The organism is Agromyces aerolatus (assembly GCF_031432255.1).
GTDB lineage: Bacteria > Actinomycetota > Actinomycetes > Actinomycetales > Microbacteriaceae > Agromyces.
Genome location: NZ_JAVKGQ010000014.1, coordinates 23920 through 38402 on the forward strand (window position 1 = coordinate 23920; position 14483 = coordinate 38402).

13 protein-coding genes are annotated in these 14483 nt (G+C 70.1%); 4 read left to right on the forward strand and 9 right to left on the reverse strand.

Translation table 11 applies throughout. The annotated features are described in order from the left end of the window. Nucleotides 1-6 precede the first annotated feature (6 nt). From RH864_RS15260 to RH864_RS15290, 7 genes are all read right to left on the reverse strand, one after another. On the reverse strand, nucleotides 7-1002 hold the full coding sequence (locus RH864_RS15260) for a Gfo/Idh/MocA family protein (RefSeq protein WP_310518427.1): 996 nt from the start codon (nucleotides 1000-1002) through the stop codon (nucleotides 7-9). Continuing rightward, nucleotides 999-1982 carry an ABC transporter ATP-binding protein gene (locus RH864_RS15265; protein ID WP_310518428.1) on the reverse strand — a complete coding sequence of 328 codons (984 nt, stop codon included), beginning with the start codon at nucleotides 1980-1982 and terminating at the stop codon, nucleotides 999-1001. Before RH864_RS15265 ends, RH864_RS15260 begins: the two co-directional genes overlap by 4 nt. Continuing rightward, nucleotides 1979-2965, reverse strand: coding sequence for an ABC transporter ATP-binding protein (locus RH864_RS15270; protein WP_310518429.1), 987 nt, complete (start codon nucleotides 2963-2965; stop codon nucleotides 1979-1981). The genes RH864_RS15265 and RH864_RS15270 overlap by 4 nt, the downstream gene beginning before the upstream one ends. A gap of 40 nt (nucleotides 2966-3005) precedes the next feature. Next, on the reverse strand, nucleotides 3006-4514 hold the full coding sequence (locus RH864_RS15275) for an ABC transporter substrate-binding protein (protein ID WP_310518430.1): 1509 nt from the start codon (nucleotides 4512-4514) through the stop codon (nucleotides 3006-3008). Between the two features lie 113 nt (nucleotides 4515-4627). Further along, the gene (locus RH864_RS15280; protein WP_310518431.1) at nucleotides 4628-6043 is read right to left on the reverse strand and encodes an aldehyde dehydrogenase family protein; all 1416 of its coding nucleotides are present in this window, start codon (nucleotides 6041-6043) and stop codon (nucleotides 4628-4630) included. Between the two features lie 58 nt (nucleotides 6044-6101). Continuing rightward, on the reverse strand, nucleotides 6102-6977 hold the full coding sequence (locus RH864_RS15285; protein ID WP_310518432.1) for an ABC transporter permease: 876 nt from the start codon (nucleotides 6975-6977) through the stop codon (nucleotides 6102-6104). Then, the gene (locus tag RH864_RS15290; RefSeq protein ID WP_310518433.1) at nucleotides 6974-7903 is read right to left on the reverse strand and encodes an ABC transporter permease; all 930 of its coding nucleotides are present in this window, start codon (nucleotides 7901-7903) and stop codon (nucleotides 6974-6976) included. Before RH864_RS15290 ends, RH864_RS15285 begins: the two co-directional genes overlap by 4 nt. Before the next feature lie 193 nt (nucleotides 7904-8096). Between RH864_RS15290 and RH864_RS15295 the strand changes: the two genes are divergently transcribed. Genes RH864_RS15295 through RH864_RS15310 form a run of 4 tightly spaced genes read left to right on the forward strand, consistent with a single transcriptional unit; the run spans nucleotide 8097 to nucleotide 11119 of the window. Further along, on the forward strand, nucleotides 8097-8759 hold the full coding sequence (locus tag RH864_RS15295) for an RraA family protein (protein WP_310518434.1): 663 nt from the start codon (nucleotides 8097-8099) through the stop codon (nucleotides 8757-8759). Between the two features lie 13 nt (nucleotides 8760-8772). Further along, nucleotides 8773-9540: a creatininase family protein gene (locus tag RH864_RS15300; protein ID WP_310518435.1), complete on the forward strand. Its 768-nt coding sequence runs from the start codon at nucleotides 8773-8775 to the stop codon at nucleotides 9538-9540. Next, nucleotides 9537-10175: a bifunctional 4-hydroxy-2-oxoglutarate aldolase/2-dehydro-3-deoxy-phosphogluconate aldolase gene (gene eda / locus RH864_RS15305; protein WP_310518436.1), complete on the forward strand. Its 639-nt coding sequence runs from the start codon at nucleotides 9537-9539 to the stop codon at nucleotides 10173-10175. The genes RH864_RS15300 and eda overlap by 4 nt, the downstream gene beginning before the upstream one ends. After that, the gene (locus RH864_RS15310; protein WP_310518437.1) at nucleotides 10172-11119 is read left to right on the forward strand and encodes a sugar kinase; all 948 of its coding nucleotides are present in this window, start codon (nucleotides 10172-10174) and stop codon (nucleotides 11117-11119) included. Before eda ends, RH864_RS15310 begins: the two co-directional genes overlap by 4 nt. Nucleotides 11120-11285: 166 nt before the next feature. Here the strand turns inward: RH864_RS15310 and aceB are convergent, their stop codons facing one another. Together aceB and aceA are read right to left on the reverse strand one after the other, a co-directional pair. Then, complete coding sequence (aceB, locus tag RH864_RS15315) at nucleotides 11286-12977, reverse strand: malate synthase A (protein WP_310518438.1); 1692 nt, start codon at nucleotides 12975-12977, stop codon at nucleotides 11286-11288. Nucleotides 12978-13032: 55 nt separating this feature from the next. Then, nucleotides 13033-14364, reverse strand: coding sequence for an isocitrate lyase (gene aceA / locus RH864_RS15320; protein WP_310518439.1), 1332 nt, complete (start codon nucleotides 14362-14364; stop codon nucleotides 13033-13035). Nucleotides 14365-14483 lie beyond the last annotated feature (119 nt).

A 14483-nucleotide genomic window follows, 5' to 3' on the forward strand; every position in this document is an offset into this window, starting at 1 on the left:
TTTCGATCACGGGATGGTTGCCGGCCGATGCGGACGGCCGGTTTCGAGGGAGTCGTGCACGGCCGCGACGAGTGCGACCGCTCGCGCTGCGCGGCGGCCGCCGACCCCATGCTGCCGGCCGGTCCGGACGGTGCGTATCCAGGTGTGCAGCTCGGTCTGCAGATCGGATGCATCGGCGAGCTCCGCCGAGGGATAGTGCATGACGTCGGGCGCGTTCGCGCCATCGAGACCGGCGACGAGCACCTGGCCGTGCCCGAGATCGACGTCGATGCTGCCGTGCTCGGCGACGATCGTGAATCCGCTGTCCGAGCGATTCGGGCGGGTCGGCGCGAGCGTCCACGACTCGTGCAGGGTGCCGTACGAGCCATCCGCGAACTCGACCGCGGCGTCGATGACATCCCAGCCGGGCGAGACCAGGTTCCGCCGCCCGGCGGCCCGGACCTCCACCGCGTCGGCGGGCATGACGGACAGCAGGAGCTCCGCGTCGTGGATCGTCCCGAACCAGCCGACCGTGCTCGTCCCCGCGACATGCGAGGCGACCGCACGGCTCGCGTGCCGTCGCACGCGGGCGTGCCAGACGCGGCCCAGTGCCCCGTCTTGGATCGCCGCGCGGGCGCGCACCACACGTGCGTCGTGCTGCAGCAGATGACCGACCGTCAGCCGAGCGTCATCGCCGCCGGTGGCCGTGAGCATGCGCTTCGCAGCGGCGACGGACGTGGCCATCGGCTTCTCGACGAGCACGCGCGCGCCGGCATCGAGCGCGGCGACCACGAGCGCCTCGTGCGCGGCATCCGGCGTGCACACGCTCACCGCGTCGAGCTCGGTCAGCAGCGGCGACACGTCGGCCGTGGGCCGGGCGCCCGTGTCGGCCGCGACCCGCGCGGCACGATCGGGGTCCCGGTCGACGACGGCCACGAGCTCCACCTCGGGGTGCGCGGCGAGCACCCTGGCGTGGTCGCGCCCCATCCAGCCGAGACCGACCACCGCGACCCTGATGGTCATGCGACCACCAGATGGCAGGCCGCGCGATGCCGGTCGCCGAGGTCGACGAATCCCGGGACGACCTCCGCGCACTGCGGCTGGGCGAGCGGGCACCTGGTCCGGAACCGGCATCCCGACGGCGGATCGGCGGGCGACGGGATCTCACCCGACAGGCCACGCGTCCCGTCCGGTCGTGCCGAAGGGTTCACGGTGATCTGCGGGACGGCGCTGAGGAGCGCGCGCGTGTACGGGTGCCGCGGATCGCCGAACACGGCCTCAGCGGGGCCGGTCTCCGCGAGCTTGCCGAGGTACATCACGTTGATGTCATCGGAGATGTGGCGCACCACGGCGAGGTCGTGCGCGATGAAGAGACTCGTCAGGCCCAGGTCGCGCTGGAGGTCGGCGAGCAGGTTGAGGATCTGCGCCTGAATGCTGACGTCGAGCGCCGAGACCGGCTCGTCGAAGACGATCATCCGCGGTTCGAGGGCGAGCGCCCGCGCAATACCGATGCGCTGGCGCTGGCCGCCAGAGAACTGCCCGGGGAGCCGGCTCGCATGATCGGGACTGAGACCGACCCGCTCCATGATCTCGAGTGCACGGGGCTTCCACTGCTGCCGTGGCACGATACCGGGGTTGTGCCGCCACCCCTCGCAGATGGCGTCGAGCACGGTCATTCGCGGGTGCAGGGACGAGTACGGGTCCTGGAACACCATCTGGATCTGACGGCCCACCTCGCGCCGGCGCCCACGCGACATGGTGAGCAGCGACTCGCCGTCGAAGCGGATGTCGCCACCGGTCACCTGCTCGAGTCCGACGATCGCGCGCGCGATGGTGGACTTGCCCGAGCCGGACTCCCCGACGAGGCCGACCGTCTCACCCGCGCGCACCGAGAAGCTGACCCCCGCGACCGCGTGCAGCCGCGGCGCGTGCAGCCTCAGCGACGAACGCTTCAGCGGGAAGCTGACGGCGAGGTCGTCGACCTCGAGCAACGGCGTCGTCATGCGGGGACTCCTTCACGAGCGAAGTGGCACGCGGCCGACCGGTGCGGAGCCACCGGCAGAAAGGCGGGCCGACTGGTGTGGCACACGTCCTGCACCATCGGGCAGCGTGCGCTGAACGCGCAGCCCTCGGGCAATCGCCTCAGGTCCGGTGGCTGGCCGGGAATGGCCGGCAGCCGGTCCTGGAGCTCATCGATCCGCGGGATCGAGGCGAGGAGGCCGGCCGTGTACGGGTGAGCCGGGTTCGGGAAGACGTCCGTCACCGGACCCTCTTCGACCGGCTTCCCGCCATACATCACGAGCACCTCGTGCGCGGACTCGGCGACCACGCCGAGATCGTGGGTGATGAGGACGATGCCCATGTCCCGCTCGTCGCGCAGATCGGCCAGAAGCGCCATGATCTCCGCCTGAACCGTGACGTCGAGGGCGGTGGTCGGCTCATCCGCGATGAGCACCTTGGGCTCGAGGGCGAGCGCGAGGGCGATCATCACTCGCTGACGCATCCCGCCGGAGAACTGGTGTGGATAGGCATCCACTCGCTGCGTCGCCGCGGGGATGCGGACCTGCTCCATGAGCTCGATCGCCCGGGCTCGCGCGGCCTTGGCACTGAACCCGCGTCGGCGACGAAGCGCCTCGCCGATCTGCTTGCCGACGGTCATCACGGGATTCAGCGAGCTCATCGGATCCTGGAAGATCATCGCGACACCGTCGCCGCGCACCGCACGGAACTGCTCCTCAGCGACCAGCTCGCGGCCTTCGAACCGGACCGAACCGCCGGCGATGCGGCCGGCCGGCCGGGGCAGCAGGCCCGTGATGCCGAGCGCGGTGGTGGACTTGCCCGAACCGGACTCACCGACGATGGCGAGGGTCCGGCCACGGCGGACCGAGAAGGAGACGCCGTCGACGGCCCTGACGACTCCGGCGCGCGTGGTGAACTCGATCTGCAGATCGGTCGCCTCGAGTACGACCCCTGGGTCGGGTGACATGGCGGCTCCTTCTCGGTCGTTCAGCTGTCCGGGTACTCGGTCACTCGACGGACACCGCGGTGAACCGCGGGGTCTCATTCGGGTCGGGCGTGAAGCCCTGCACCGTGTTCTTCCACGCGTAGTTCGCGAGCAGCTCCATCGGGAAGATGCCGACCGCGTCGTTCCAGATGATGGCGTTCGCCTCCTCGTAGAGGGCGAGCCGCTCGTCCTGGTCGACCGTGGCCTTCGCCGCCGCCAGGAGCTCGTCGAGCTCCGGATTGGCGTAGCCGGTGCGGTTGGCCTCGCTCGGGTAGAGACGGCCCAGCGTGAAGTCGGCATCGCCGGTGAGCACGGAGTTCACGAGCAGGTTCATGTCCCAGTTGAGGGCGAGCAGGTCCTCGAGCCAGACCGCGCGCTCCTTCTCCTGCAGCTCGACGTCGACGCCGATCTCCTGCCAGTCCGAGATCATGGTCTGCGCGATGAGCCGGATCTGCGGACCGCCGCCGACCGAGATGTCGAGCGCCGAGTCGAATCCGTCCGGATAGCCCGCGTCGGCGAGCATCTGCTTGGCGAGCTCGGGGTCGTACTCGTAGGGCGTCTGCTCCGACCAGCCGAAGACGGTCGACGGGATGGGCGCTGAGGCGACCTCGGCCGCGCCCGGGAACAGCTGCTCGACGAGGCTGTCGACATCGACGGCGTGCCAGAGCGCGCGACGGACCTCAGGGTCGGTGAACGGCTCACGCGACGAGTTGAACCAGCTCATGTAGTACTGGAAGCTCGGCATCGACTCGAGCGTGACGTCACCCATCGACTGAACGGTCGCGATCTGGTCGGGGGCGATGCCCCAGGTGAGATCGACCTCGCCGGTCTCGAGTGCGGCGACCAGCGACGAGACCTCGGGGATCTCGCGGATCACGAGCCGATCGACCTGCGCCTGGTCGCCCCAGTAGTCCTCGTTCTTCGTCATCACGGTGCGGTCACCGGGCGTGAAGGACTCGACCACGAACGGCCCCGATCCGATCGGCTCCAGGAAGAAGTCGGTCTCATCCATGCTCGCGGCCGGTGCGACGAACAGCAGCGCGAGATTGCTGAGGAACGTGCCGAGCGGGGTCGTGGTCGTGAACACGACGGTGTGCTCGTCCTCCGCGATCACGGACTCGACGGCAGCCCACGTGCTCGCGAGCGGCCCCTTGAGCTCGATGAGCCGCTCATACGAGGCGACGACATCCTCGGCGGTCACGGGCGTGCCGTCGTGGAACGTCGCGTCCTCGACGAGGCTGAACCGCCAGACGTTGGGGTCGCTGTTGTCCCACTCGGTCGCGAGGCTCGGCAGGAACTCCGCGCCGTCACGGACGACGAGCGTGTCGAACACGTGCTGCGCGACGGTGATGGTCGGCCGGTCGCCGCTCCCGGGGCCGTGCGGGTCGATCGACGCGACGGACATCGGGTTGGCGACGATGAGCTCGCTCGGCGAGTCCTCGTTCGTCCCCGACGCGCACGCGGTGAGCGTGAGCGCGGCGACGAGCGCGCCGGCCAGCGCACTGCGGCGTGCGAATGATGCGATTCTCATGCTTCGATTACTCCTTCGTTCTCGGGTGAGGCAGGTGGTGCAGGTGAGCGGTGATGCGGGCGGTGCAGGTCTGGCGGTGGAGGTCTCTGGGGCTCGCTCGGTGCCGGCGCGGGCTACCAGGCGAAGGTCGTCGTCCTCGTCTGCGTCATCCGGCGGACCACCTCGCGCACCCCGACGCGGCCGCTTCCGGAGGCGCGGCCGTGCCAGCCGCCGAACGGGAGGTGGAGTTCCCAGTACGACGGCCGGTCGTTCACGACGACCGAACCGAATCGCATGGTCGCCGACGCCGTCATCGCGCGGCGGTAGTCGCTCGTGAACAGCGCGACCGACAACGCGTGCGCGCCCGCGTTGGCGGTGGCGACGAGGTCGTCGTCGTGCACGGCGACGATCGGCACGACCGGGCCGAACGACTCCTCGGCCTCGAGCGGGTGCCCGAGCGGCACACCGGACACGACCGCCGGCGGCAGATAGCACTCCGTCGACCGATCGTCCGCGTCGTCAGGTGTGTGCACCCGAGCGCCGGCCGCCACCGCCGAAGCCAGACGCTCGCGCACCCGGCGGGCGATCCCCGTGTCGTGCACGGGCCCGATGACCGTGTCGGCGTCGAAGGGGTCGCCGAGCCGATATCCGCGGGCCTCATCGGCGATGAGGTCGGCGAGGCGGTCGACGACGCTCGGGTCGGCGAGCACGCGCCCCGTCGAGGAGCAGATCTGGCCTGACGCGGAGAACCCCGATGCGGCGATCGCCGCTGCCGCGCGCGGCAGGTCGGCGTCGGAGAAGACGAGGACCGGGCCGTTGCCGCCGAGCTCGAAGATCAGTTCCTTGCCGGCGGCGAGGCGCGCGACGGCCTCACCCGTGGGCGTCGACCCCGTGAGCCCGACGCCGGCGATGCCCGGGTGCGAGACGAGCGTGGAGGCGGTGTCGATGCGGTCGGTGGTCAGCAGCTGCACCGCGCCGTCGGGCAGTCCGGCGTCGCGGAACGCGGCCATGACGAGCGCGGCCGAGCCGACCGTGCTCGGCGCGGGCTTCCAGACGACACCGTTGCCGGTCGCGATGGCCGGACCGAGGTACTCGATGGGGATGTTCACGGGGAAGTTCCACGGGCTCAGCACGGCCCACACGCCGAGCGGATGCCTCGTGGTCATCGTGTGCCGGTCGGCTGCCCGTACCGGGACCACCTCACCGCCCAGCCGGACGCCCTCCTCAGCCGCGAGCACGAGCCCGCTCGCGGCCTTCGCGACCTCGTCGCGGCCGCTCGCGAGCGGTCGCCCGGTCTCCCAGGCGACGATCTCAGCGATCTCCTCCGTCATGGCACGCAGGTTGGCCGCGGCACCGCGCAGCAGATCGGCACGATCGAACGCGGTGAGGCGCGCGAGCGATTCACCGGCACGCCCGGCCGATTCGACCGCGGCATCGACCTCGTCGGGCGCAGCATCACGTGCGGTCGTGACGATCCTGCCGTCGACCGGACTGCGCACCTCGAAGCGCGGACCGTCGACGGCCGCGTCGATGTGCATCGGAAGGTTCACGGGAGTCTCTTTCTGAAGCGTCGGAGGCGGCAGGTCGGTCTGTGGGCGCTGCCCGGCCTCACGCGAGGGCCGGGTCGAGCCGGTCGCGGAGCCGGTCGCCGAGCACGCCGATCGCGACCATGACGATCGCGAGCGCGATGCCCGGGAAGGTCGAGATCCACCAGGCGTTCGGGATGTAGTCGCGGCCGTTGGCGATGATGAGCCCCCACGAGGGCATCGCATCGGTGGTTCCGAGGCCGAGGAAGCTCAGCGACGCCTCCGCGATGATCACGAGGCCGAACTCGACGGTCGCGACGACCACGAGCGAGGAGAGCGCACTCGGCAGCACATACCGCACGAGCAGCGAGAGATCGGGTGCGCCGAGCAGTCGCCCGGCCTGCACGAACTCACGGTCCTTGACCGCGAGCGTCGCACTGCGAGCGACCCGCGCGAAGGTCACCCATCGTGAGATGGCGAGCACGATGATGACGTTCACGATGCTCGGGCCGAGGATCGCCGAGATGAGGATCGCGAGCAGGATCGACGGGAAGGCGAGCTGGATGTCGGCGATGCGCATGAAGACGGAGTCGATGGCTCCGCCGTAGTATCCCGACACGACCCCGATGAGCGTGCCCAGCAATCCAGCGAGGACCAGCGTGGCGACGCCGACGATGAGCGAGACCCGCGCACCCTGCATGATCTGGGCGGCCACGTCGCGGCCGACCTGATCGGTCCCGAGCCATGCGATCTGGCCGTTGCTGAGCACACTGCCCGGCGGCAGCAGGCGTGCGCCGTTGTCGACCTTGGTGCCGTCGTAACCGAGCAGCAGTGGGCCGATCGCCGCGGCGAGCACGAAGAGGACGAGGACGCCGACTGCGATCCAGAGGGGGGCCGAGGAACGTCGGCGCAGGAGCGGCTTGCTCGGCGTGACGGTCATGACGGTGCTGCCGGTCATCGGGAGGCTCCTTGACGGATCCGCGGATCGAGGACCCCGTAGAGGAGGTCGACGATGAGGTTGAGGGCGACGAACACCATGGCCATGACCGCGACCGCGGCCTGCACGACCGGGTAGTCGCGATTGCCGATCGCCTCGATCAGCAGCCGGCCGATGCCGGGCCAGGAGAACACCATCTCGACGACCACCGAACCGCCGATCAGGACCCCGAACTGCAGGCCGAGCACCGTCACGACGGGGATCAGCACATTGCGCAGCCCGTGCACTCCCACCACGACGCGCTCGCCCAGGCCTTTCGAGCGGGCGGTCTGGACATAGCCCTCGCGCATGACCTCGAGCAGGCCGCTCCGTACGAGGCGGATGATGACGCCGATGAGCGGGAGGGACATGGTCACGGCTGGGAGGATCACGTGCTGCCATGAGCCCCCGCCGCCGCTGGGCAGCACGTTCAACAGCCTGGCGAAGATGAGGATGAGCATGATGCCCACCCAGAACGTGGGCAGCCCCTGGATCGTGAGCGAGGCGACGCTCGAGATCCGGTCCGCCCAGCCGCCGGGGTTCAGCGCGGCCCGGACTCCGAGCGGGAAGCTGACCACGAGTGCGATGAGCATCGCGGTGCCCGCGAGGATGAGGCTCGCCGGGAGCCGGTCCATCACGTGTTCGATCGCCGGTCCACCGAGCCGGAACGAATCGCCGAAATCGAAGACCACGGCATTGCGCAGAAACTCGAAGTACTGGACGAACAGCGGCTGGTCCAGCCCGAATCGCTCGCGGAAGGCGTTCAGCTCCTCTTCGCTCGCGGTCGGCCCGAGCTGGGTGAGCGCCGGATCGCCGGGCACCACCCGCACGACGAGGAAGATCACCGTCAAGACGCCCCACAAGACGAACACGGTCATCGCCGCGCGTTTCGTAAGGAACATCAGCATGTCAGCAACCTCGCGGTCAGTGGGACACTGCGCGGGGTCTCGCGCCGTGGAGGATCTATATGGATAGTACATCCATCTTTCAAGTTGCCAAATCCAGATTGTCGATGTCTAATTCATGTAACGCGGCGGTCCGCTTCGGTTGGGACCGCCGTCGACGATCGGCGGCACTCGGCCGGCCTACTGAAGGAGCACCATGTCCACGGACATCCCGCTCGCAGAGATGTGCGAGCGATTCAAGAAGATCTACGTCCCCGCCATCGCGGACGTCCTCGACGACCTGGGCTTCTGGAACCAGGTGATGCATGAGGACATCAAGTCGCTGCGCCTGACCGACCGCGTCGCCGGCCGCGCCTACACCGCGTTGGGCAAGCCCGAGCGCTCGACGGAGCGGGCCATCCGCCTCGGGCCGCGCATGATCGACGCGCTGAAGCCGTATGACGTGGCCGTGTTCGACTGCTCCGACGACCGCACCACCGGTCACTGGGGCGAGCTGCTGACCACGGGCGCCATGGCCCGCGGGGCGGTCGGCGCCGTGATCGACGGTGGCATGCGGGACACCGCCGCGATCCTCGACGTCGACTTCCCGGTCTTCCACCGTTTCCGCGTCCCGCGCGACGCTCGCGGCCGCTGGAACGTGGTCGACATGGAGACGCCGGTCGTCTGCGGCGGGGTGCCCGTCCGCCCCGGCGACTTCATCGTCGGCGACTGTGATGGAATCGTCGTGATCCCCGCCGAAGTCGCCACCGAGGTCCTCCTCGAGTCGGAGAAGACGGTCGAGATCGAGGGCGAGATCCGCGATCGGATCCAGGGCGGCGAGCTCGTCGGCGACCTGTACATGGCGTACGAGCGATTCTGACGAGGAGTTCATCGTGACCGAGTACCGCATCTCGAGGATCAGCTCTGCGCGCTTCGCCGAGCTCGCACGCGTCGCGCGGGTGGCGTTGATCCCGTTCGGGGCGACCGAACAGCACGGCCCGCACCTCGCGATGGGCACGGATGCGGTCGTGGCCGAACGGCTCGCCCAGCGCATCGCCGAAGGCGCCGCTGGGCGAGCCGTCGTCACCCCCACCGTCTCGGTGGGGTTCTCGGCGCACCACCGGAACTTCCCCGGGACGATGACCGCTCGGGTGTCGACGCTCACCGCGCAGCTCGAAGACCTCGTGACCTCGCTCATGCGTCACGGATTCGAGCGATTCCTGATCGTGAACGGGCACGGCGGAAATCTCGCGTTCCTTCCCGCATGGATGTCCGAGACCCAGCAGCGGTTCGGCGTGCGCATCGCGGTCGCGCACTGGTCGCTGCTGGGTCGTGACGTGGTCGCCAAGATCGCCCGCAGCCCGCTCACGGGGCACGCGTGCGAGGTCGAGACGAGCCTCGCGATGGCGATCGCGCCCGAGCTGGTGGTCGCTCCCCCGCCGGCTGCGGCGGAGCTGATCCCGCCGGCCCATCCGCTCCTCCGCGGCCAGGCCATCCCCGAGCGCGAGGTCGGGATCTTCATGTCACGTGACTTCGACGAGCTCACCCCCACGGGCGCGCTGGGTGCACCTGAGCTCGCCGACGAGCGTCTCGGGAGGGAGCTGCTCGACACGGTCGTCGCGCGCGGGGTCGAGTTCGTGACGTGGATGGCCGAGGCGTGACGCATACGCTTCCCGGCACCGTCACCTCGGGTCGCGTCGTCCCCGTGCTCACCGCGGCCGATCCCGCCTCAGCGGTCTCAGCGGCGCGCGGCCTGCTCGCCGGCGGGATCCGGTGCGTCGAGGTGACCCTGCGCACCGCGCGCGCCTGGGATGCCGTCGCGGCGATCCGCGACGAAGTCCCTGAGATCGTGCTCGGGGTCGGCACGGCCCTCACCGCCGACGACGTCGTCACGGCGCACCGCCTCGGTGCGGCCTTCGCCGTAGCTCCCGGCTTCGACCGCGAGGCCGTCTCCACTGCTCACCGCCTCGACCTGCCCATGCTTCCCGGCATCGCCACGCCGAGTGAGCTCATGTCGGCCCTCGCGGTCGGCGTGCGGTGCGTCAAGGTCTTCCCGGCCGGCGCCCTCGGCGGCCCGGGATTCCTGAGGTCGCTCAGCGCGGTGTTTCCGGCCGTCGGCCTCATCCCGAGCGGCGGCATATCGACCGCGAACGCCGCCGCGTATCTCGAGATCGAGTCGGTGACCGCGGTGAGCGGCAGTTGGATGCTTCCGGCCGACGCCGTCGAGCGCTGCGACAGCGAGCGTATCGCCGAGCTCAGTCGAGACGCCGCCCGCTTGGCTCCGGCACGCGCATGAGCCGGTTGGTGACGCTCGGCGAGAGCATCGGCGTGGTGCGCTCCACGGCGCACGGCGGCTTCGCACTCCTGGGCGATGCGCAGGTCGGTGTCGGCGGGGCGGAGTCGAACTCGGCGATCGCCGCGCGCCGTCTTGGCGTCGCGGCCTGCTGGGTGAGCCGGGTCGGCGATGATGCGATCGGCCGGCGAGTCGTCCGGGAGCTGCGCGCAGAGGGAGTCGATGTCCGTGCAGCCGTCGACCCGATGGCTCCGACGGGGATACTGCTGAAGGACACGCCTCGCTCCGGGGTGACCGAGGTGCAGTATTACCGGGCCGGCAGTGCAGCGAGCCGCCTCGACACCCATGACATCGATCGCGCCGAGCTGGTGGCCGACGATGTGCTCCACCTGACCGGGATCACCCCCGCGCTCTCGGTGAGCGCGCAGCGCGCGGTCTTCGGCGCCCTCGCTGCGGCTCGCGCCGTTGGCGCGCGCGTGGCCTTCGACGTGAACCATCGCAGCCGCCTGTGGTCGTCGGATCATGCACGACCGATCTACCGCAGACTCGTGGCGGCGGCCGACCTGGTCTTCGCCGGTGACGACGAAGTGGCACTCGTACTCGGCACCGACGCCACCGATGGCCCTGAGGCACTCGCGCGCGGGCTTTCGGCGCTCGGTCCGTCGGAGGTCGTCATGAAGCTCGGCGACCGCGGCGCGGGGAGCCTCGTCGCCGGTGTGTGGTCGGCGCGGCCTGCGGTGCCCGTGGCGGTCGCAGACACGGTCGGCGCGGGAGATGCGTTCGCGGGCGCGTACCTGGCTGGCCTCATGCAGGGCCGAGATGCGGCAGCGCGACTCGAGCTGGCCATCCGCAACGGTGCTGCGGCATGCACGCATCCCGGCGACTGGGAGGGCGCGGCCACGCACACCGAGCTGGCGACCTGGGCCGCGCACGACGTCATCCGCTAGGACGGGACGGGCAGCCGCTGCCCGAGGCATCCGCGCCCCATTGCGTCCCGCCCCACATCTCGCCTGCCGCGCCAGTTCCGGCTCACCGCGCCACGCGCCACCTACCGCGCCCGCCACGACGGTCGTGGCTGGCGCGGTAGGTAAGAGATGGCGCGGGGCGGACGGCTCAGAGGAACCGCGTGTACGCGGGGATCGTGAGGAAGGTCGGGAACTCGGGCTCGAGCGCGACCGAGCGGAACACCGAGATCGCGTCGTCGAAGCGGTCGCCCTCGGATCGCGGCAGCTCGGCGACCGCCGCGGCCATGAGGCGCACGATGCTGGTCTGGTCGATCCGCGTGCCCTCGGCGGTCTCGATGTTCTCGTGCAGCCACTGCCAGATCTGCGAGCGCGCGATCTCGGCCGTCGCCGCGTCCTCCATGAGGTCGTCGATCGCGGCCGCGCCCGTGCCGCGCAGCCACGACTCGAGGTAGCGGATCGCGACCGAGATGTTGGACTGCACGCCGGCCTCCGTGACCTGGCCGCCCGCCGACGAGATGTCGAGCAGATCGGCCGCCGTGACCTCGACGTCCTCGCGCAACCGGTCGAGCTGGTTGAGACGGTCGCCGAACACGGCGTCGAACTCGGACCGCGCGGCGGGGATCAGGTCGGGGTGTGCGACCCAGGTGCCGTCGAAGCCGTCCGTCGCCTCGCGGCGCTTGTCGGCCGCAACCTGCTCCAGGGCGCGCTCGGTCACCTCGGGACGCCGCCGGTTCGGGATGAAGGCGCTCATGCCGCCGATGGCATATGCGCCGCGCCGGTGGCACGTCGACACGAGCAGCTCGGTGTACGCGCGCATGAAGGGCACCGTCATCGTGATGCTCGTGCGATCCGGCAGCACCCACCGCCGCCCGCGGCACCTGAACGTCTTCACGATCGAGAAGATGTAGTCCCAGCGGCCCGCGTTCAGGCCCGCACAGTGGTCGCGCAGCTCGTAGAGGATCTCGTCCATCTGGAACGCGGCCTGGATCGTCTCGATCAGCACGGTCGCGCGAACCGTCCCCTGCGGAATGCCGAGCGCCTCCTGCGCGAACACGAAGATGTCGTTCCACAGCTTCGCCTCGAGGTGCGACTCGAGCTTCGGCAGGTAGAAGTACGGTCCGCGGCCGGCCCCGATCAGCGCTTGGGCATTGTGGAAGAAGTACAGCCCGAAGTCGACCAGCGAGCCCGAGGCGTGCATCGCCCGGCCGGCGCGATCGTGGAACCGCAGGTGCTTCTCGACGAGGTGCCAGCCGCGCGGGCGCATCACGATGGTCGGCGTCTCGGTCGCGGTGACCCGGTACTCCTTGCCCTCGGGGCTCGTGTACCCGAGGTTCCCGCGCACGGCGTCGAACAGGCTCAGCTGGCCCTCGACGACGTTCGCCCAGGTGGGGCTCGTGGCATCCTCCTGGTCGGCGAGCCAGACCTTCGCACCCGAGTTCAGGGCATTGATCGCCATCTTGCGATCCGTCGGGCCGGTGATCTCGACGCGGCGGTCCTCGAGCCCGGGACCGGCCCCGGCGACCCGCCACGAGCGATCGGCGCGGATCGAGGCGGTCTCGGGCAGGAACTTCGGGTCGCGGCCGTTCGCCGCGTCCACGCGGCCCTGCAAACGCGCCGCGAGCAGGTCGTGCCTGACGTGCGCGAACCGGTCATGCAGCTCGGCCAGGAACGCGAGCGCCTCGGGCGTGAGGATCTCCGCGTACCGCTCGCCGAGCGGCGCGGTGACCTCGATGCGCGGCCGGTGGGCGCGGAAGCTGCCGGACCCGGTCGCGGGCTCGAGGGCGGGCGCGGATGCCTCGGGCTGCGGTCGTTCGAGCGTCAGTGTGGGCGTGGTGTTCATGATGGTGTCTCCTCGGAGTTCGTCGACCCGCACGCGGGTCGGACCCGTACGCGGGTCAGTGCTGGAACTGCTCTTCCTCGGTCGATCCGACGAGGGCGAGGGTGGCGCTGGTGGGGTTCAATGCCGTGGCGATCCGGTCGAAGTAGCCGGTGCCGACCTCGCGCTGGTGGCGCGTGGCCGTGTAGCCGGAGGCCTCCGAGGCGAACTCCGCCTCCTGGAGCTCGACGTACGCCGACATGTGCCGCTCGTTGTAGTCCTTGGCGAGCGTGAACATGCCGTGGTTCAGGGAGTGGAAGCCGGCGAGCGTGATGAACTGGAACGCGTAGCCCATCGACGCGAGCTCGCGCTGGAACTTCGCGATCTGGTCGTCGTCGAGGTGGCGCTTCCAGTTGAACGACGGCGAGCAGTTGTACGACAGCCGCTTGCCCGGGAACTTCGCGTGCACGGCCTCGGCGAAGCGGCGCGCGAGCTCGAGGTCGGGCTCGGCCGACTCGACCCACAGCAGGTCGGCGTACTCGGCGTAGGCCAGGCCGCGGGCGATGACCGGCTCGATGCCGTTCCGCACGTGGTAGAAGCCCTCGGCGGTGCGCTCGCCCGTCACGAACGGCCGGTCCCGTTCGTCGTGGTCGCTCGTGATGAGGGTCGCGGCGAGCGCGTCGGTACGCGCGATGATGATCGACGGAACACCCGCGACGTCCGACGCGAGCCGTGCCGCGTTGATGGTGCGGATGTGCTGGCTCGTGGGGATCAGCACCTTGCCGCCCATGTGGCCGCACTTCTTCTCGCTCGCGAGCTGGTCCTCCCAGTGCACTCCGGCCGCGCCGGCCTCGATCATCTGGTGCATGAGCTCGTAGGCGTTCAGCGGGCCGCCGAAGCCGGCCTCGGCGTCGGCGACGATCGGCGCCATCCAGTCGGTCACACCGCTCGACGAGGCATCCGTCTCGATCTGACCCGCGCGGAGCAGCGCGTTGTTGATGCGGCGCACGACCGCGGGGACCGAGTTGGCCGGGTAGAGCGACTGGTCGGGGTAGGTCTGGCCGCTCAGGTTGGCGTCGGCCGCGACCTGCCAGCCCGACAGGTAGATCGCCTTGAGGCCCGCGCGCACCTGCTGCACGGCCTGATTGCCGGTGAGCGCGCCGAGCGCGGCCGACCACTGCGGGTCCTCCTGCGGCGCGAAGGCCGTACCGGTGTTCTGCTGGATGTCCTGCCACAGCTTCTCGGCGCCGCGCTTGGCGAGCGTGCGCTCCTCACGGACCGGACCGCGAAGCGCGATGACGTCCTCGGCGGTGTAGTCACGGCGAACCCCGTCCCAGCGGGCGTCGGCGTCCCATTCGAGCTGCAGCTCGGCAGCCGTCTGCGTCTGGTCACCGGGTCGGATCGTGCTCATGGGAAGGCTCCTCGTGTCGGTCGGCGGTGGTGCGGGCCTCGGCGCCCGCCTCCTGGTGCGAACCAGCCTGTGACGCGCGCACGCACCGCGAACCGGATTCGTGCGAAGAACTTCTCTGC

Excerpts from the sequence above, each read along its gene's own strand:
- RH864_RS15260 (WP_310518427.1), bottom strand. The coding sequence starts at position 1,002 with ATGACCATCAGGGTCGCGGTGGTCGGTCTCGGCTGGATGGGGCGCGAC.
- RH864_RS15265 (WP_310518428.1), bottom strand. The coding sequence starts at position 1,982 with ATGACGACGCCGTTGCTCGAGGTCGACGACCTCGCCGTCAGCTTCCCG.
- RH864_RS15270 (WP_310518429.1), bottom strand. The coding sequence starts at position 2,965 with ATGTCACCCGACCCAGGGGTCGTACTCGAGGCGACCGATCTGCAGATC.
- RH864_RS15275 (WP_310518430.1), bottom strand. The coding sequence starts at position 4,514 with ATGAGAATCGCATCATTCGCACGCCGCAGTGCGCTGGCCGGCGCGCTC.
- RH864_RS15285 (WP_310518432.1), bottom strand. The coding sequence starts at position 6,977 with ATGACCGGCAGCACCGTCATGACCGTCACGCCGAGCAAGCCGCTCCTG.
- RH864_RS15290 (WP_310518433.1), bottom strand. The coding sequence starts at position 7,903 with ATGCTGATGTTCCTTACGAAACGCGCGGCGATGACCGTGTTCGTCTTG.
- RH864_RS15295 (WP_310518434.1), top strand. The coding sequence starts at position 8,097 with ATGTCCACGGACATCCCGCTCGCAGAGATGTGCGAGCGATTCAAGAAG.
- RH864_RS15310 (WP_310518437.1), top strand. The coding sequence starts at position 10,172 with ATGAGCCGGTTGGTGACGCTCGGCGAGAGCATCGGCGTGGTGCGCTCC.
- aceB (WP_310518438.1), bottom strand. The coding sequence starts at position 12,977 with ATGAACACCACGCCCACACTGACGCTCGAACGACCGCAGCCCGAGGCA.
- aceA (WP_310518439.1), bottom strand. The coding sequence starts at position 14,364 with ATGAGCACGATCCGACCCGGTGACCAGACGCAGACGGCTGCCGAGCTG.